General features: G+C 51.5%; 17 protein-coding genes and 1 tRNA gene. 11 read left to right on the top strand and 7 right to left on the bottom strand.

The window, feature by feature from the left end; all coding sequences use genetic code 11:
- Nucleotide 1 precedes the first annotated feature (1 nt).
- The gene (locus MET42_RS0106395) at nt 2–2,233 is read left to right on the top strand and encodes a TonB-dependent receptor (protein ID WP_019882017.1); all 2,232 of its coding nucleotides are present in this window, start codon (nt 2–4) and stop codon (nt 2,231–2,233) included.
- A 41-nt stretch (nt 2,234–2,274) separates the two neighbouring features.
- Here MET42_RS0106395 and MET42_RS0106390 read toward each other — a convergent pair whose 3' ends face one another.
- Genes MET42_RS0106390 through uvrB form a run of 4 tightly spaced genes read right to left on the bottom strand, consistent with a single transcriptional unit; the run spans nt 2,275 to nt 6,048 of the window.
- Nucleotides 2,275–2,823 (bottom strand): hypoxanthine-guanine phosphoribosyltransferase, encoded by a 549-nt coding sequence (locus tag MET42_RS0106390; RefSeq protein ID WP_019882015.1) that lies wholly within the window; start codon nt 2,821–2,823, stop codon nt 2,275–2,277.
- A 6-nt stretch (nt 2,824–2,829) separates the two neighbouring features.
- On the bottom strand, nt 2,830–3,699 hold the full coding sequence (gene galU, locus MET42_RS0106385) for a UTP--glucose-1-phosphate uridylyltransferase GalU (protein ID WP_019882014.1): 870 nt from the start codon (nt 3,697–3,699) through the stop codon (nt 2,830–2,832).
- Nucleotides 3,700–3,751: 52 nt separating this feature from the next.
- Nucleotides 3,752–4,018, bottom strand: a complete 267-nt coding sequence (locus MET42_RS0106380; protein ID WP_019882013.1) for a SemiSWEET transporter — start codon at nt 4,016–4,018, stop codon at nt 3,752–3,754.
- Nucleotides 4,015–6,048, bottom strand: a complete 2,034-nt coding sequence (gene uvrB, locus MET42_RS0106375; RefSeq protein WP_019882012.1) for an excinuclease ABC subunit UvrB — start codon at nt 6,046–6,048, stop codon at nt 4,015–4,017. Before uvrB ends, MET42_RS0106380 begins: the two co-directional genes overlap by 4 nt.
- A 158-nt stretch (nt 6,049–6,206) precedes the next feature.
- Here uvrB and MET42_RS0106370 point away from each other — a divergent pair, with 158 nt between their 5' ends.
- Together MET42_RS0106370 and MET42_RS0106365 are read left to right on the top strand one after the other, a co-directional pair.
- Nucleotides 6,207–7,223 (top strand): tetratricopeptide repeat-containing serine protease family protein, encoded by a 1,017-nt coding sequence (locus MET42_RS0106370; RefSeq protein WP_019882011.1) that lies wholly within the window; start codon nt 6,207–6,209, stop codon nt 7,221–7,223.
- A gap of 140 nt (nt 7,224–7,363) precedes the next feature.
- Entirely contained in the window at nt 7,364–8,575 is a 1,212-nt protein-coding gene (locus MET42_RS0106365; RefSeq protein WP_019882010.1) for a pyridoxal phosphate-dependent aminotransferase, read from the top strand.
- A 63-nt stretch (nt 8,576–8,638) separates the two neighbouring features.
- Here MET42_RS0106365 and MET42_RS0106360 read toward each other — a convergent pair whose 3' ends face one another.
- Entirely contained in the window at nt 8,639–9,184 is a 546-nt protein-coding gene (locus tag MET42_RS0106360; protein ID WP_232411358.1) for a hypothetical protein, read from the bottom strand.
- A 221-nt stretch (nt 9,185–9,405) separates the two neighbouring features.
- Between MET42_RS0106360 and MET42_RS0106355 the strand changes: the two genes are divergently transcribed.
- Nucleotides 9,406–9,481 (top strand) — tRNA-Asn (locus MET42_RS0106355).
- A gap of 100 nt (nt 9,482–9,581) precedes the next feature.
- Here the strand turns inward: MET42_RS0106355 and MET42_RS0106350 are convergent.
- Complete coding sequence (locus MET42_RS0106350; protein WP_019882008.1) at nt 9,582–10,823, bottom strand: type II toxin-antitoxin system HipA family toxin; 1,242 nt, start codon at nt 10,821–10,823, stop codon at nt 9,582–9,584.
- Nucleotides 10,813–11,157, bottom strand: a complete 345-nt coding sequence (locus MET42_RS0106345) for a helix-turn-helix domain-containing protein (protein ID WP_019882006.1) — start codon at nt 11,155–11,157, stop codon at nt 10,813–10,815. The genes MET42_RS0106350 and MET42_RS0106345 overlap by 11 nt, the downstream gene beginning before the upstream one ends.
- Before the next feature lie 271 nt (nt 11,158–11,428).
- Here MET42_RS0106345 and MET42_RS0106340 point away from each other — a divergent pair, with 271 nt between their 5' ends.
- The 7 genes from MET42_RS0106340 to lysM all read left to right on the top strand — a co-directional run bounded on the left by MET42_RS0106340 (nt 11,429) and on the right by lysM (nt 18,257).
- A complete protein-coding gene (locus MET42_RS0106340; protein ID WP_019882004.1) occupies nt 11,429–12,859 on the top strand; it encodes a cytochrome ubiquinol oxidase subunit I in 1,431 nt (476 codons plus the stop codon).
- A 12-nt stretch (nt 12,860–12,871) separates the two neighbouring features.
- Nucleotides 12,872–13,873, top strand: coding sequence for a cytochrome d ubiquinol oxidase subunit II (gene cydB / locus MET42_RS0106335; RefSeq protein WP_019882002.1), 1,002 nt, complete (start codon nt 12,872–12,874; stop codon nt 13,871–13,873).
- Nucleotides 13,873–14,007 (top strand): DUF2474 domain-containing protein, encoded by a 135-nt coding sequence (locus tag MET42_RS14565; RefSeq protein WP_019882001.1) that lies wholly within the window; start codon nt 13,873–13,875, stop codon nt 14,005–14,007. Before cydB ends, MET42_RS14565 begins: the two co-directional genes overlap by 1 nt.
- Nucleotides 14,008–14,053: 46 nt before the next feature.
- A complete protein-coding gene (locus MET42_RS0106325; protein WP_232411356.1) occupies nt 14,054–15,412 on the top strand; it encodes a paraquat-inducible protein A in 1,359 nt (452 codons plus the stop codon).
- Nucleotides 15,399–17,060 (top strand): intermembrane transport protein PqiB, encoded by a 1,662-nt coding sequence (gene pqiB / locus MET42_RS0106320; RefSeq protein ID WP_019881998.1) that lies wholly within the window; start codon nt 15,399–15,401, stop codon nt 17,058–17,060. The genes MET42_RS0106325 and pqiB overlap by 14 nt, the downstream gene beginning before the upstream one ends.
- Before the next feature lie 12 nt (nt 17,061–17,072).
- Nucleotides 17,073–17,666: a membrane integrity-associated transporter subunit PqiC gene (locus MET42_RS0106315; protein WP_019881997.1), complete on the top strand. Its 594-nt coding sequence runs from the start codon at nt 17,073–17,075 to the stop codon at nt 17,664–17,666.
- A gap of 93 nt (nt 17,667–17,759) precedes the next feature.
- Nucleotides 17,760–18,257, top strand: coding sequence for a peptidoglycan-binding protein LysM (gene lysM / locus MET42_RS0106310; RefSeq protein ID WP_019881996.1), 498 nt, complete (start codon nt 17,760–17,762; stop codon nt 18,255–18,257).
- Nucleotides 18,258–18,262: the final 5 nt, after the last annotated feature.

Here is an 18,262-nt window from a genome sequence, read left to right as displayed (position 1 = left end):
CATGTCCATGCAAGCAGTCTCTCCTGTTCCACGCGGTCTCAATCAACGCATTCTTTTTCTATTAGCCATCACCATTAGCAAAACGGCAATTGCAGAAGAGGATGTGTACGAGATCGAATTACCCGATGTTGAAGTCACTGCCGTCAAAAGAAATGCCGCGGCGCATCTCACGCCATTAATGGCGGAGGTAATTGCAGACGACAGCTTGCAAAACGCACATGTGAGCCAGCTATCTCAGCTGAACACCTTGCTGCCCAACTTTTCCATACAGCAATATGGCGTCTATAAAAGTGCGTATATTCGCGGCGTGGGTGGTGGTGGCAGAAATGCCGGTTTTGATGCACGTACTGCGATATATGTGGATGGCGTGAATGTTGGCCCCACGATGTCGCTGGAAAACCTGTTGTTTGATATTGATGCAGTGGAGATTGCCAAAGGCCCCCAGGGGTATACACATGGCAATCAATCCGATACCGGGGCGATCCGCGTTACAACACAAGAAGCCACAGCCACACCCCAGGCGCAGATTAAGTTTGGGGTTGGTCATCTGGATTATCGCGAAACCACAGCGGTCATGAATATGCCTCTCGCAGAGCATATCAACAGCCGTATCGCGATCAGAAAAGAAACGCGTGACTGCTATGTCGAGAATGACCATACCAGTCAATCGCTGAAAGATCAGGACAATACATCCGCCCGTGCTCAGTTGCAGATACAAACCAGTGAGCAGCATCGCTTGAAGTTGTATGCAGACTATGCAGACCTCAACAACCAGAACTTTCTGGCCCAGCCACTCACCGGTATGTTTGGTCAACCAGCGCAAAGTGGCAATTCATTCTCACGCGTGTTTGTAAATACGCAGCCCGTTTCACACACCTTGGCGCAAGGATTCAGCATCCAGAGTGAGCGGCAGTTGGCCAATCTAGCGCAACTGGAGGTGATCGTGGCGGCCAGGGACCACAGACATGACCGGCAAACGGATAATGACTATAGCGGCAATGATGTATTGGCAACCTACTATAAAGACCGCCAGCAGTTGACCAGCCAGGAGTTTCGTTACAGCTCGGATGCGCAGGCGGCGCTACGCTACGTAGCTGGCCTGTATTTCTCGCAGGAAGAGCAATCAAATGACAGACGTGCGGTTTTTGGTAACGATATGGCAACACTGGTGAAACGGCCATCAGCCACTGTTTTCACCCCATTTGGTGCCACTTTTGGCGTGATGGCAGGTGCAGTGGTGCCGCTGCAGGCCAAGGTAAATACACAGACCCAGGCCTTGTATGCCAATGCCAGTTACGATCTGGATCCTTTCACGCTGCACATAGGTGGCCGCTACCAGTGGGAGCAAAAGCAGCTGGATTTCAGCCTGGATGGTTCACAAAGTGGCGCTTTTCGTATCGGTACCTTGAACCAGCAAAAGCAGGCCATGGCTAACCACTTTTTCTCCCCACTGCTAGCGGTGAGCTATCACCCCAACCAAAGAAATACCTTGTTAGCCAAATTTGCACGGACCTATAAAAATGGGGGCTGGAATGTGGATTTTCTGAATCGGGCACAAGTGCAGGATGGTTATGCGTTCGCGCCTGAGTCTGTAAATAGTCTGGAGCTGGGCTGGCATTACCAGCACAGGGCGTTTGATTTCAACACGGTACTGTTTGTGAATCATTACGACAACTACCAGGTGTTCCAGTTTTCCCGGCTAGGCGCAAATACGCAAGTATTGCAGTTGCGCAATGCCGCCAGCGTGAGAACGCAAGGGCTGGAGTTCAGCGCGCTAGTCCCGATTGGCCAGGCATGGCATATCAACTCAACACTGGCTTATCTGGATGCCAGCTACCTGCGCTTTCCCAGTGGTGGTGCCAATGGCACCGATGCCTCTAGTCAGGCGCTGCCTGACGCGCCACGCTGGAGTATGGCCAACACGCTAAGTTATGGTTTTCACTCAGGCATGCTAAAAGGCAAACTCGAAGCCAGCCTGCAGCACTATTATCAATCAGCCACTTATAGCGGTATCAGTAATGAGCCAGAAACCAGCCAGCTTGCCAGGAGAAATTTGCTCAACAGTTGCCTCAACTACACCACGGACAACCAGCACTGGCTATGGAGCGTGTGGGTAAGAAACCTGACCAACCAGCAATTTGCCGTGGCCAAGGGAAAAGACTTTTTAGGTAATCAGATCGCGATTTATAACGAACCCCGGCTATGGGGTGTCAGTGGCGAATATCGATTTTGAAGTTGAAGTGCCTGAATAACGCCAGCACTGGCATGTCAACACTAGGCTTGCAACGCGCGGATTTCTGGTAGATTACGCCACCAGCTATACACATCCATGCCACAGCCAAACACATAGCGGTTAGGCACGGTGAGTCCGACAATATCGGCCTGCAGTGGTTTTTGCAGGCCGTTATCTTTTTCGGTGAGTACTGCAGTCAGCACGCGGCTGGCGCCCGCTTGTTGGCAATACGCCACCACCGCAGCCAGCGTAATACCTTCATCCAGAATATCATCCAATACCACCACGGTTTGCCCGGCCAGATCCAGTTCTGGCTGCTTGCTCCAGACGATTTCTTGCCCGGCAGTGCCGTGATAGCGATTGGCTTGCAGGTAGTCCAGCCGGGCTGGCAATGGCAAACGACTCATTAACTGGCCTGCCAGATACAAGCCGCCACGCATCACACACAGCAAGATCACAGGCTGGCCAGATAACTGATCACGCAACTGCTCAGCCATGCGGTCAATGGCAAGGCTGACTTCTGCCGCTGTAAATACGACATCCGAATGGGCGATCCAGAAATCTGGCGACTGTGCTTGTGCCGCGAGCATGCCTGATTAGATTGCCAGTGATTTCAAATAGCTTCTGAAGCTATCGGCGATTTCAGGATGCTTTAACCCCAGCTCGACGTTAGCCTGCATAAAGCCCAGTTTGCTACCGCAATCATAGCGCTTGCCTTTGTAGCGATAAGCCATCACTTTTTCGTATTCCATCAATGCAGAAATACCGTCCGTGAGTTGAATTTCGCCGCCTTTGCCAGGTTTAACATGCTCCAGGCAATCAAAAATACGTGGGCTCAACACATAACGGCCAACCACTGCCAGGTTAGAAGGCGCTTCTTCTGGTTTAGGTTTCTCCACCATGCCTTTTACTTCGAGCAAATCATCTGTTTTAGCAATCGCATCGACCACGCCATAGCTGCTGGTTTCTTCCGGCGCCACGGTTTCAATGCCCAGTACTGAGCATTGTTGCTCGGCATAGACATCTACCATTTGCTTGGTGATAGAGACATCACCCACCAGCAAATCATCTGCCAGCAATACGGCAAATGGCTCGTTACCCACTACCGGCTTAGCACACAATACCGCATGGCCAAGACCCAGTGCTTGTGATTGACGGATAAACACGCAGCTCACGCCTTTTGGCAAAATGCTGTGCACGATATCGAGTAGTTTTTGTTTGCCCGCAGCTTCCAGCTCGGCTTCCAGTTCATAGGCCTTGTCAAAATGGTCGGCAATCGAACGCTTGTTACGGCCCGTGATAAAAATCAGCTCAGTCGCACCAGCAGCGATGGCTTCTTCAGCCGCATACTGAATCAGCGGTTTATCAACAACAGGCAGCATTTCTTTTGGGCTGGCTTTAGTCGCCGGCAAGAAGCGGGTGCCTAGCCCGGCCACCGGAAACACTGCTTTTGTAATTTTTTTCATGGTCGTATCCTAAACAAAATAATTATAAAAATAATCAACAATCAATCTTAATTTAACGGCTTAATACAGATTTTAATTTTAACCAAAGAACGACGCCAGCCAGTATCGCGGTGATCGCATTGGCAATGATCACAGGCCAATCCTGTCTCAATATGCCGTAGATCATCCATAACAATACGCCTGTCGTAAATATCGTATACATTGGCAGTGATATCCCGCTTAAATCCCTGGTACGCCATGATTTAATCACCTGCGGCACAAATGCTATCGTAGTGCACACAGCGGCAATCGAACCAATACACAGATTTAACGTGGTCATTTCAAATCTTCTACTTCGGCACCAAACGCCTGTAACTTAAGCTTCTTCAACTGGTCACGATATTGGGCCGCTTTTTCAAATTGCAGGTTCTTGGCCGCATCATGCATGGCTTTTTCAACCCGCTTGAGCTCTTTGGTCAAGGTTTTCTCGCTCATGTTTTCATAGCTGGCCTGCTCTTGGGCGGCTTTGCGTTCACGTTGTGCTTCGTCTTTATCATAAACGCCGTCAATAATATCTTTAATGCGCTTGGTCACACCCCTAGGCGTGATGCCATGTTCGGCGTTAAACGCCAGTTGGATTTTGCGTCTGCGATCGGCTTCGTCCATCGCCAGTTTCATGCTGCGGGTAATTTTGTTGCCGTAAAAAATCACCGTACCATTGAGGTTGCGCGCTGCACGACCCGCGGTTTGAATCAATGAGCGTTCAGAACGCAAGAAGCCTTCTTTATCAGCATCCAGTACGGCGACCAATGACACTTCAGGAATATCCAGGCCTTCGCGCAGCAGGTTAATGCCCACCAGCACATCAAACTCGCCCAGGCGCAAATCACGGATGATTTCGACGCGTTCTACCGTATCAATATCACTGTGCAAGTAGCGTACTTTGACGCCATGCTCGCTGAGGTAATCGGTCAAATCCTCAGACATGCGCTTGGTCAACGTCGTCGCCAGCACGCGCTCGCCCACGGCCACGCGTAGTTTAATCTCACCCAGTAAATCATCGACCTGCGTATCGGCCGGTTTCACCGTAATTTCAGGGTCAACCAGACCTGTCGGGCGCGCAATCATTTCTACCACTTGCTGCTGGTGATTTTTTTCGTAATCCGCCGGGGTCGCCGACACAAATACGCACTGGCGCATAATGCGCTCAAACTCTTCAAACTTGAGCGGCCGGTTATCCATGGCTGACGGCAGGCGCCAGCCGTAATCCACCAGGTTAGATTTGCGCGAACGGTCGCCCAGATACATGCCGCCTACCTGCGGTACGGTGACGTGGCTTTCATCAATAATCATCAATGCCTGCTCAGGCAGATAATCAATCAATGTTGGCGGTGGATCGCCCGGATTGCGCCGTGTTAAATGGCGGCTATAGTTTTCAATGCCTTTGCAAAAGCCAATTTCATTCAGCATTTCGAGGTCAAACCGCGTACGCTGTTCAATACGTTGCGCTTCAACCAATTTGTTTTCGCTGAGAAAAAAGCTCACGCGCTGGCGTAACTCTTCTTTAATCGTATCCATCGCCCGCACCGTGGCTTCACGCGCGGTCACATAATGGCTGGATGGAAAAATACGGAAGTTATGGATTTTGTTAAATACCTGCCCGGTGAGCGGGTCAAATAACTGGATACTATCGATCTCATCATCAAACAGACTGATGCGTACCGCTGTTTCACTGTTTTCTGCCGGGAACACATCGATAATATCGCCGCGCACGCGAAAACAGCCGCGGCTAAAATCAAAGTCATTACGGTCATACTGCATATTGATCAGTTGCGTCACGATGTCTTTTTGCGCAACCTTTTTACCCTGATGGATATGCAGCACCATACCATGGTACTCACCGGGGTCACCAATACCGTAAATGGCCGACACAGTCGCCACAATGATCGTATCTTCACGCTCCAGAATGGCTTTGGTCGCCGACAAGCGCATTTGCTCAATATGCTCGTTAATGCTGGAATCTTTTTCGATAAATAAGTCACGCGAAGGCACGTAGGCTTCTGGCTGGTAATAGTCGTAATAGCTGACGAAATACTCCACGGCATTATTCGGAAAAAATTCCCTGAATTCGCTATAGAGTTGCGCAGCCAGTGTCTTGTTCGGAGCCATGACAATGGCCGGTTTGCCAGTGCGGGCAATCACATTGGCCATGGTGTAGGTTTTGCCAGAGCCAGTCACACCGAGCAAGGTCTGAAATTTCAGGCCATCATCAATGCCTTGCGTCAGCTTTTCAATCGCCTGTGGCTGATCGCCAGCAGGTGGAAACGGCTGGTGCAATTCGTATTTACTGCCAGGGAAAGTGACGATCACAAGAACAATCTGGAGACAAGAATGGTATAAATCATATTTTAACTGTTTTTGCGGCCACAGGCGCAGGATTTACAATTTTCAGAGATGCCTTTCGCCCGAACTTTTATCGCAAGAATCAGTCACTTCAAACACACCAAAACAGGCACCAGGGGGATTCCGTGAAACACTTGTTTTTAGCATGCCTATTACTCGGCACATCCGTTGCCAATGCTTATAACCAGCAAGCATTGATGGAGGCCTATTTTGGTGTCGTCATGATCCGCGGCTACAACCTGGATGGTGGCATGGCCTATGGTTCCGGCGTAGTGGTTGCTGATAACAGCGTCGTCACCAATTGTCATGTATTACGCGCCACCAAACAGCCTTGGGTGTCACGCGGTGAGGACAGTTACCCGATCACCAGCGTACGCGCCGATGCCTGGCACGACCTCTGCCTGGTCACCACCCACAATATGCCCTTTAAACCCGTCCTTCGCGGCAATAGCCACGATCTGGTACGCGGCCAGGAAATCACCGCCATCGGCCACTCCAATGGCGTGCCGGCACCCATCACCTCTGTGGGTGAAATTCAGGGCCTCTACCCCACGCAACCTGGCAATATGATACGCAGCAGTGCCAAGTTTTTAATGGGCGCCAGCGGTAGCGGCCTGTTTGACATGGAAGGCAGGCTGGTCGGCATTAACACCTTCAAAACCGCAGGCAATGGCGGCAGCATTCACTTTGCGCTGCCGGTCGAATGGCTGGATACACTGGAGAAAATGCCCGCCACCACCGAATTCCCGGTGCATGGCAAAGCCCTGTGGGAAGAAGACGAAGACAAAAAGCCTTTTTATATGCGCGCAGCAGTGCCTGAGTCCCGGCAAGACTGGGCAGCCCTGCAAAAAGTGAGCAGCTTATGGACGCAGCAAGAGCCCACCAGCGCCGATGCCTGGTTTAGCCTGGGCCTGGCGAACCTCTCGTTAAAGCAATTCGCATTGGCCGCCAGCGCATTTGATCAAGCCGTCAGTCTGGATAAACAATTTGTCGAAGCCTGGTTCAGACGTGGAGAAGTCGCGCAACAACTCGGCGACCAGCAAACCGTACACCAGATCGAGGCCCAATTGCAGCAAATTGATCCGTTATTGGTTTCCGTCTACCAGGCTTATCTCGGCTGCGAACAACATTGCCAGAAATAACGGCTTGATTTTTTTAGAAAAACTGCTTGCGCCAGCTTCCACAGCCGTGGTTTTTTGCGTAAAATATTGCGTTTTTCAATTTTTTGCAGGTCGCACCCGGCGGCCTGTTTGAGCATAGTCGACCCAACAAGGAAGCAATCTTGAGCCAAGCTGCCGCCAACGTGCTGTCTGCACGCGTGTTATCCATTAAAGAATCTCCAACTTTGGCCATTACTGCCAAAGCTGCCAAATATAAATCCGAAGGTCGCCCGATTATTGGCCTGGCCGCCGGTGAACCAGACTTTGATACGCCGCAGCATATTAAAGATGCAGCCAAGGCAGCGATTGATGCCGGTTACACCAAATACACGCCGGTCAGCGGCATTCCAGCGCTGAAAAAAGCCATCGTGAATAAATTCAAAAATGAAAACGGTTTTGACTACGCCTTAAACGAAGTCATCGTCGGTGTTGGCGGCAAGCAAACCATTTTCAACCTGTGCCTGGCCGTATTAAACCCGCACGATGAAGTGATTATTCCAGCGCCTTACTGGGTCAGCTACGCCGACATCGCCATGGTGGCCGAGGCCAAGCCAGTGATTCTCGAATGCGGTATCGAACAAGGCTTTAAGCTGCTGCCAGCACAACTGGAAGCAGCCATTAACGCCAAAACCAAACTGGTGATGTTCAACTCCCCTTCCAACCCAACCGGCGCGGTCTACACGCTGGATGAGTTAAAAGCATTGGGTGAAGTGTTGCTGAAGCATCCACATGTATTAATCGCCACCGATGATATGTATGAACACGTCAACCTGACGGGTGACAAATTCCATAACATCCTCAATGCAGCGCCAGGCCTTAAAGACCGCTGCATCGTATTGAATGGCGTATCCAAAGCCTACTCCATGACCGGCTGGCGTATTGGTTACGCCGCAGGCCCGGCTTATATCATCAAAGCCATGGAAATCCTGCAAAGCCAATCCACCAGCAACCCAACCTCGATTTCACAATATGCTGCCGAAGCAGCCTTGAGTGGTTCACAAGACTGTATCAAGCCGATGGTGGCCGCGTTCCGCGAGCGTCACAAATATGTGGTTGACCGTTTCAACGCCATGCCAGGCCTGAGCTGTTTAATGGCAGGTGGCGCGTTCTACGCTTTCCCGGATGCACGCCAGGCCATCGCAAGCCTGCACCAGGCTGGCAAAATCAAAGACGCGTCAGATATGGCGTTGGCTGAATACTTGCTGGAAGAGCACAATGTGGCTGTGGTACCAGGCTCTGCTTTTGGTGCCGAAGGCTATTTCCGCATCTCGTTCGCCACCAGTATGGAAAACCTGCAAGAAGCACTGAATCGTATTGAAAAAGCGCTCAACTGAATAGCATTCGCCTGAAAAGAAAAAAGCGCCTAAGGGCGCTTTTTTTATTTTCTGCATTCAAGGTTAATCCTTGATGAAGTCCTTGAGCAAGCTCTGTTGCAAAGCCACCTCACTCGGCAAACTGGTGCTTGCCATCAAATCCACCGCACCAGCACCTAAAGCAGACGACTGGCTGGCTGCATGATCCTGAATCAGGTCATCAATATGAAGAGCGGCGGTCAATTCATCAGGCAATACTGTCGCTGCAAATGCAGAAAATGTGTTTTCTACAGGCAACTCCGCCAATAAACCAGCGATATCCAACACGTCCTCGCCAGACTGCACTGAAGCCAGCACATGCTGCAACAACCACGGGTGTATCGCGTCATCACTCGCATCTGCAACGTATTGAGCGGTAAGTTGCGTTGTCATGGTAATGGTTTGCTGCCCATTAAACTGAATCAGCTCACCCGTCATTGCCTCCAGTGCCAATGTTGCACCTGAAGCCGTCACTACCTGATCGCCTTCACGCAACAAATCACCCGCGACCAGCGCGCGGTGCTGCCCACGGGCATCAATCACTTCTGCCACGCCATCCACACTCGCAATTTTACCAACCATGGTTCGCATCGTATTCTCCTGACACATATTATAAGTCAGCACCCTGACAAACCCGCCGCTGTCAAGGATCAGTGGCGCGAATATTACAAAAATTTGCGTAAAAATAGCCACGGATCACGCATTTTGTTTAGGTCATTCACCCGCCACAAAAAATATAAAATATTTCGCAAAAAGTAGTTGACCAAGGGGCGAGGCCTCAGTAATATAGCGCCTTCAAACGACGTACCGATTCCTCAATAGCTCAGTCGGTAGAGCGCCGGACTGTTAATCCGTAGGTCCCTGGTTCGAGCCCAGGTTGAGGAGCCAAATAAAAAAGGCCTTGCAGAAATGCAAGGCCTTTTGCTTTATTCGCCGTACTGAATAATGGTTTTCTAAAAAGACCACCTTTATCCCAGCTTCACGCAACCTACTCCGCGTGAATAAAAGCCATCTGCCGATCCAAACACTGCTGCACTCTTTTCATCAGCACATCACTGCCGCCTAACCTTTCAACAATAGGCAATAACTGTTGACGCGCTTTCTCTTCAATATCGTCAATGATTGCTTTGGCAATATTTTCGTTAATACCGAAATGTGAAGCCGCACGTATGGCCAAGCTGAGCTTGGAAAGATTGTTGCCGGGGAAAATAGCCAGCGCCTGGTAATGCACGTTCGTCAGTTGCATGACGACGTCAAACGCGGGAGAAAGCTGATATTGATTGCCTTTGACATGCAACATGCCATGGTTTTTGACATGGTCATCGGTATTGTCGATGATGAGGTTAAATACCATTCTGCGGTATAACTGCTTTAAATCGTGCTCGGGTTGGGCTGAAATCTTTCTGATCACCTGCGCGAATTCAATATAACTGCCGCCATTTGAGTTGTAGGGCACATTAAGTAACGCAGATGCCGAGAGGTAATGTATGCGCGTTTCGTCATCCACAGTGCCAGCCCGGTCAAAACGCTGCACTAACAAGGCATGCCCGCGATGTATGGGCGCCAGTGTGTGCGGGGAGACGTCTATGCCACACAGTCCGGCTAACGCTAGCACGGCGGCCTCAAGCAACTCTACATCGTGGTCATCGCTACTTGCCGGGAATTTCGCAATCCACCTTTTATTATCGTGGATGAAATCCGCTTTGGGCCTGGCCCCACCTAGGCTGCCACCTTTATTGAGCAGTCGACGCAGGTGCAACGGTATCTCCATGGCGACCTCTAGTCGCTTGACCGCCTCAGCCATTTCATCAAGTGAAAACAGTTCACTGTCGGCTGCTTGCAGTTGAATCGGCAAGGTCTCGGCGAAAGTCATTGCGCCAACGCGATTGGCGTTGGTGAGTAGCAATACATCAATATCATCCAGGGTACGGCCCTGCTGGGACTCCAGCACTTTGCGCCCCCAGGCATCCGGCAACGCGTCACACAAAGTCAAAGGTAACGCGCCGCCGTCACGCACGCGACGCTCGGCCACGCTGACGACTTCATTTTTAAGCGGTAGATGTAGCGGATTTAGTGCAAAGGCATCAGGCGCCGCCAAAAATCCGGTGCCATAAGCCAATTGGCTGGACTCAATCACGCCTCTGCGCGCAAGTTTCAAAATCGCCGCGGGCCTGACATCGGTATCGAACCTGGCAGCCAGGCCTATATAAATGGTGCGATTAGAAATCACGCTCGTCCTCTGAAATGAATGCGGCATCGGTTACGCCAGGTTTTTTTCTGGCGCGAATAGACGCACTAGCACTCACGGAGACAGGCGCAACAGTCTCCAGATTATCCAATTGGCCAAACAGCCACAGTGCATTGGCAATAATGCCCACACTCGCGCTAGGCTTGCCAGCCTCAATCGCCCGGTAAGTATTCTGTGAACAGAGCAAGCGGGTTGACATCTCCTTCACTGTCCAGCCCAAAGCCACGCGGTTGGCACGCAGGCGCAAGCCTAGCGTTTCTAATGCCTTTAGCACATCCGGGTTAGCACTCGCTAGTGAGTTTGTTTTTTTAGACATCAATAAATTAATATTTAATAGACTTAAAGTTCATTATATTGCGTTTTCATACGAAATCAATTCATTTTTAAGCAGCGTGATTAGGCCGCATTTTGCATCATTCACAGGAATAGCCAGCTCGCCCGTAAAACTTATTGCCAGCAATACGAGTCAACGCTGATAATATTCCTCGGCGAGTTAATATTTCCTGGCGAGTAATTTCCACGCAAGTGAGCGCAAGCACGTGACGTCACGCCTATGCGAATATTGCCAGTGATGTAAAAGGATAAGCATGTCTGATTTGGCATTGACCTTGGCAAGAATCCAGTTCGGGTTCACCATTTCTTTTCATATCGTGTTTCCGGCGATTACCATCGGCCTGGCCAGTTACCTGGCCGTGCTGGAGGCGAGCTGGTTAAAAACCAGAAATACCGTCTACCTCGACTTATATCATTTTTGGGTCAAGTTATTTTCACTCTGTTTTGGCATGGGCGTGGTGTCTGGCCTGGTCATGGCCTATCAATTCGGCACCAATTGGTCTGGTTTCTCCAGCGTTGCGGGCAGCGTCACCGGGCCACTGCTGGCTTATGAGGTGCTGACGGCCTTTTTTCTTGAGGCGGGTTTTTTGGGCGTAATGTTGTTTGGCTGGAATAAGGTCGGGCCCACGCTACACTTTGCGGCCACCGTCATGGTGGCCATCGGCACACTGGTGTCGGCAACCTGGATATTGGCATCGAATAGCTGGATGCACACGCCGCAGGGCTTTGAACTGATTGACGGCAAAGTGATTCCGGTAGACTGGTTCAAGATCATCTTTAACCCATCGTTCCCATACCGCTTAGTCCATATGGTGATAGGCGCCTATCTGGCGACTGCGCTATTTGTGGTCGCATCGGGTGCCTGGCAGTTGCTACAAGGAAAAGAGAATGCCGGCGTACGCAAAATGCTGTCTATGGGACTGTGGTTGATATTGTTGCTGGCGCCTTTGCAAGTGGTGGTGGGCGATATGCATGGATTGAATACCTTGAAACACCAGCCGGCAAAAATCGCCGCGATTGAGGCCCACTGGGAGAATAAAGGCGACGAAGCGACCCCATTGGTACTGATCGCCTGGCCGGACATGGCGCAAGAAAAGAATCACTTTGCTTTAGAGATCCCCGTGCTGGGCAGTTTGATTTTGCGCCACTCCTTCACTGAGCAGATTCCAGCACTGAAAGACTTCCCGCCACAAGACCGCCCCAATGCCACTATTATTTTCTGGACCTTCCGCATCATGGTTGGTTTGGGCATGCTGATGATGTTGCTAGCCGCCACCTCATTGTGGTTACGTTACAAAAAACAGTTATACCAACATAAGCCTTTCCTCACATTTGCCACCGCCATGGGCCCTGCCGGGGTGATTGCCATTCTGGCGGGCTGGTTTACCACAGAAATCGGGCGCCAGCCGTGGGTGGTGTATGGTGTGTTACGCACCGCGGATGCGGTGACACCGCATACCGCCAGCGAAGTTGGTCTCACGTTGGCATTGTTTGTCATTATCTACCTGGCTGTATTTGGCATGGGCACGCTGTATGTCTTGCGGCTGGTGAATATCGGGCCAAAAACGGATGAAGCGCTGCAAGGGGATGCCATCTCGGTGAACCCGGGCGACGTGGATGCATTTGCACTGGCACCCGAGTTTCATCCGGATGCCAAGTCACCGGCTAACACCAAAGATCAATAAAGGGGCGACGCAATGGACTTATCACTGGTGTGGGCCATCATTATCCTGTTCGGCATCATGATGTACATCATCATGGATGGCTTTGATCTGGGCATAGGTATCCTCTACCTGTTCTTTAAAGAAAAAGAGGACCGAGACCTGATGATGAATACAGTCGCCCCGGTATGGGACGGTAATGAAACCTGGCTGGTATTAGGTGGTGCTGGCTTGCTGGCGGCATTCCCTCTCGCTTATTCGGTGATTTTAAGCGCCCTCTCCCTGCCCTTGCTGTTTATGCTGATGGCCTTAATTTTTCGCGGTGTGGCGTTTGAATTCCGCTTCAGGGCACATGATGCAGAGCGCCATTTTTGGGACAAAGCCTTTTTATGCGGCTCTATCGCCGCCACCTTTTTTCAGGGCGTGACGCTGGGCGCCTATTTGCAAGGCATTAAAATGGTGAACCAAGCCTACGCAGGTGGGCCGCTGGACTGGATTTCACCGTTCTCGCTCTTTACCGGGCTAGGTTTATTAGTCACCTATGCCTTACTAGGCAGCACCTGGCTGATTTTTAAAACCACAAGCGAACTGCAAACCACCTGTTACAAGCTGTCACAAGGTATTTCTATGGCATTGCTAGTGATTATTGCAGTGATCAGCCTGTGGACGCCATGGATGGACAGCCGCATCGCCGAGCGCTGGTTTAGCTTGCCCAACCTGCTGTGGTTATCGCCTGTGCCCTTGCTGGTGATATTTTTCTTTTACAAATTGCAACGCGCACTCAAGGCCAAGGCCGAAACCAGCCCGTTTCTTTATACGCTGGGCCTGGTATTACTCGGCTATGCAGGCCTGGGCATCAGCATCTGGCCTAACATTATCCCGCCGGAAATGAGCATACATGCTGCCGCGGCCCCACCACAAAGCCAACAATTTGCCCTGATCGGCGCCGTGATTATTATTCCGATTATCCTGATCTATACCGCCTGGGGCTATTACGTGTTTCGCGGCAAAGTGAACAAGGGCGAGGCTTACCATTAATGACACACACGCCCAAAAACACCCTGAAACGTCTGGGCTGGTTTTTCCTGATTTGGCTAGCCAGTATTGCAGCCCTGGCGATCGTCAGCATGTTACTCAAGGGGTTGATGATGGCGGCAGGCTTTCATCACTAAACCATGATGGATCTGGCATAGCGCAACACCTCCGCTGGAATTTTTCTTGCGCGTTCAAATCCAACCCGTTTACCATGCTTATGAAAAACCCACCCAAACAGTCAGGTCAATCCATTCTTTATCCATCCGTATGACGACCCAGCAAAATACAAAATGGCGAAGATTGCGTGCCTGTCGTGCTTGCGACATGGTCAGTGCGATCCCGGTGCTGCGCCCAGGTGAACACGCCAGTTGCCCGCGCTGCGGGCATGTATTGGCCAGACGCCATTTGCATCCGGTTCAACGCAGCATTGCGCTGGCCATCAGTGCATTACTGACCTTGCTAATTGCGGTCGCTTTCCCGTTTATCAGTATGGATACCAATGGCCTGGATACGCAGATTGAATTGCCGCAGACGGCGGTGACCCTAGTCGATGTGCATCAACCCGTGGTAGCGTTGATTGTCAGTTGCACAGCGTTCGTATTGCCCGCTTTATACCTGGTCGGTGTGATCCTGATGCAGGCCAATGTGTTACGCCGGGTGCCGCGTGCCTATAGCGATGTGATTGCACGCCTGTTTTCACGCCTGCACCCCTGGATGATGGCCGATGTGTTCATGGTTGCAGCGCTGGTGAGCCTGGTGAAACTCACCGAAATTGGCGAGGTGCAGTTGGGCGCTTCGTTCTGGGCCTACTGCGTGTTTGCCGTCCTGCTGCTCATGACCACGCGCTCGGTGGATATCGACTGGTTATGGTACAGGTTAGCCGGTGAGCCGCCACCAGATACCAGCATCCGTTGCGGCATCAATGCAGCAGATCAACATGCCACTGGCTGCGCCACCTGCGGCCTGGTCAACACCATTTCGGCCGCTGCGGCCAGCCATGAATGTGGCCGTTGCGGTAGCACCTTGCATATGCGTAAACCCAACAGCCTGGAATTTACCTGGGCGTTGTTAATCACCGCAGCAGTGCTTTATATTCCGGCCAATGCTTACCCGATGATGATTACCACCTCATTGGGGCAAACACACGCTTCTACCATTATTGGTGGCATGCTCGAGTTATGGCAGCATGGCTCAGAGCCCATTGCCGTGGTCATTTTTGTCGCCAGCGTACTGGTGCCTATTATCAAGATGCTGATACTGGTGGTGCTTTCATTGCTGGCAAAATACCCTGGCCCGTTAACGGCACAGCAAAAAACCAGGCTGTATCGGCTCACAGAGTTGATTGGCCGCTGGTCCATGGTCGACGTGTTTGTCGTCGCCATCATGGTCGCGCTGATACAATCGGGCAACCTGATGTCAGTATTGCCCGGCCCGGCAGCGCTGGCATTCTGTGCGGTGGTGATTACCACCATGCTGGCCGCCATGGCCTTTGACCCGCGCCTGCTATGGGATACCCAAGGAAACACGCATGACAGAGAATAACCAAGACAACAACCAATTGCTGGCCAAAGTCAGCAAGCAAGCCCGGCTGTCGCCGATCTGGATCGTGCCTATTGTCGCCCTGCTGATTGGACTATGGCTGATTTACGACAACTACACCAAAGCGGGAAAGCAAATCACCCTCTCCCTCACCAATGCCGAAGGCATAGAAGCCGGTAAAACCAAAATCAAGGTGCATAGCGTAGATATCGGCCTGGTGGAACAAGTCACCCTGTCTGAAGACCTGACGCATATTGAAGTGCTGGCGCGCATCACCCCAAAAGCGCAACCCATGCTGGTGCAGGATACGCAATTATGGGTGGTCAAACCACGCATTGGACTGGAAGGCATCAGCGGCCTGAATACGGTGATTTCCGGCGCCTATATTCAATTACAACCAGGCAAAAGCCTAGAAGAATCGGACCAGTTCACCGTGCTGGATCAAGCGCCCATCTCACTTAATGGCGCCCAGGGTGTGCATGTGAACCTCATCGGTAAAGTCGGTAATTCTTTGCGTGTGGGGGATCCGGTCAGCTACCAGGGCCTACGCGTGGGCAGGGTCGTCAGCGCAGTATTCGACCCCAAGCAACGCCAGATGCAGCATGAATTATTTGTTGAACACCCTTATGACGTACTGGTCACTGAGAACACGCGTTTTTGGACGACCGTAGGCATTGATGTCAAACTGGACTCAGAAGGATTCAAGGCAAATATTCCCACCGTCGAATCCCTGATCGCAGGCGGCGTCAGCTTTGGCCATGTCGATGACAGGCCGATGGGGCAACCGGTACGCTCCGAAGCCACCTTTGAACTGTTTGCCAATGAAGATGCCGCACGCCAGCAAACCTACGACCAATACCTGCAATATGTGCTACTGGTGGACGACACCGTGCGTGGCTTGTCCAAAGGCGCGCCAGTAGAGTTCCGTGGTTTGCGCGTGGGTACGGTGATCAATGTGCCATGGAAATTCAACTCGCCGGAACGCAAAAAAGATTTCCGTTACGCCATCCCGGTATTGATTCATTTGGAACCCGGCCGCCTGGCCGATAATGGCAAGGCTGACCTGGAAGAGTGGAAAAGCCGCATTGCGCAGATGTTGCAACGCGGCCTGCACGCGACGCTTAAATCCGGCAACCTGATCACAGGCTCTGTGTTTGTCGACCTGAATATGGACCAGCATGCGCACAAAACCTACAAACGCGAGCGTTTTGAAGGTTTACCAGTGATGCCGACCACCGCGACTAACCTGGCGCAGATTGAACAGAAACTGTCTGACCTGCTGGATAAACTCAATGGTTTGAAAGTGGAGCCTGTGTTGTCCGGCCTGGATAAAAACCTGCAGCAGTCAGAAAAAACCATGCAGGAAATCCGCGCCTTGAGCCAGCAAGTGAATCAGTTACTCAGCCAGCCTGACCTGCAACAGATGCCTGCCAATATCAACCAGACCATGCAGGAGTTGCGTACGACATTAAAAGGTCTATCACCCGAGTCGCCAGCGTATCAGGAGCTGACAACGACCTTGCAACGCCTGGATAAAGCCTTGCGCGATATCCAGCCATTGGCGCGCACCTTGAATGAGCAACCCAATGCCATCCTGTTTGACCGCAAGCCTGGCAATGACCCGATACCGATGGCACCGGCCAACCCGTAAGGAACCTGACGCATGATGATCGAGAAAAAACAATTAAGAGTTAGTCTGGCTTTATTGCTGGGGCTCAGCCTAACCGGCTGCTTCAAATCGAATCCGCCAGTCAAAACTGAGCGTTACAGCCTGCCGGAAGTGACGGCATCATCGCTTTCAACGGCGCAGACACGTACACTGGTCTTAAACCGTATCCAGTTGGCGGATTACCTGGATACAGACCGCATCGTCATCCAGACCGACGACATCACCATGCAGCCAGCGCGTGACCATCTTTGGGTAGACAATCTGGCGCAGGAGTTGCGGCGCGGCCTGCGCGTACGCCTGGCCAGTCGGCTCAACAATACAATCGTGGTCGACCCGCAGCCTGGATTACCTGCTGCCAACACCCTGCAGCTGACCATAGAACAGTTTCACGGCCAGATGCGTGGTTATGCCGTGCTGAGTGGTCAATGGCAACTGATTGGCGCAAACCATGTGGCAGGCGCCAGCCAGTCATTCAAGTTCAGCACGCCTTTGGCTGAAAATGGCTACCCCGCGCTGGTGCGAGCCTTGGGCCAGAATCTTGACTTGCTCAGTGACCAAATTGCCAGCCAATTACAAACTTTGCCATAGCAGCCACATTTTTAATGCCAATAGGTAGTGACCGCGCCGCCAATTTGCTATGATGAAATTTCTTTTCATAAAATAACAAGTCAGGAGCAAGCGATGGGATTATTTTCTTTTATTAAAGAAGCAGGTGAAAAACTGTTTGGTGCCGGAGAAGCAAAAGCCGCACAAGAAACAGCAAGCAAAGCCCCGACCCCGGTCAATGTGGACGCTGCAAACGCGGCGGCAGCTAAGGCCATTCAAACCTATATCGCCAAAAACAACTTACCGACGACCGGTTATGACGTGAAGTTTGATGGCGCCAGCGGCACCGTTATCGTGCAAGGCAATATCGACACGCAAGAGAATAAGGAAAAAATTCTGCTGTGCTGTGGCAATGTGGCCGGCGTTGAAGCGGTGCAAGACCAGTTGCACGTCCCTAGCCCTGAGCCTGAAGCAAAGTTTTATACCGTAGTCAAAGGCGACACCTTGTCTAAAGTAGCCAAAGAAATGTACGGTAATGCCAATAGCTATATGAAGATTTTTGAGGCAAACCGTCCCATGCTGAACCATCCTGACAAAATCTACCCAGGCCAGGTACTGCGCATTCCGGAATAAGCGTT

This window comes from Methylophilus sp. 42 (assembly GCF_000384155.1).
Lineage (GTDB): Bacteria > Pseudomonadota > Gammaproteobacteria > Burkholderiales > Methylophilaceae > Methylophilus.
The sequence above is the reverse complement of the archived record's forward strand: the minus strand, read 5'-3'. Positions and strand labels throughout refer to the sequence as shown.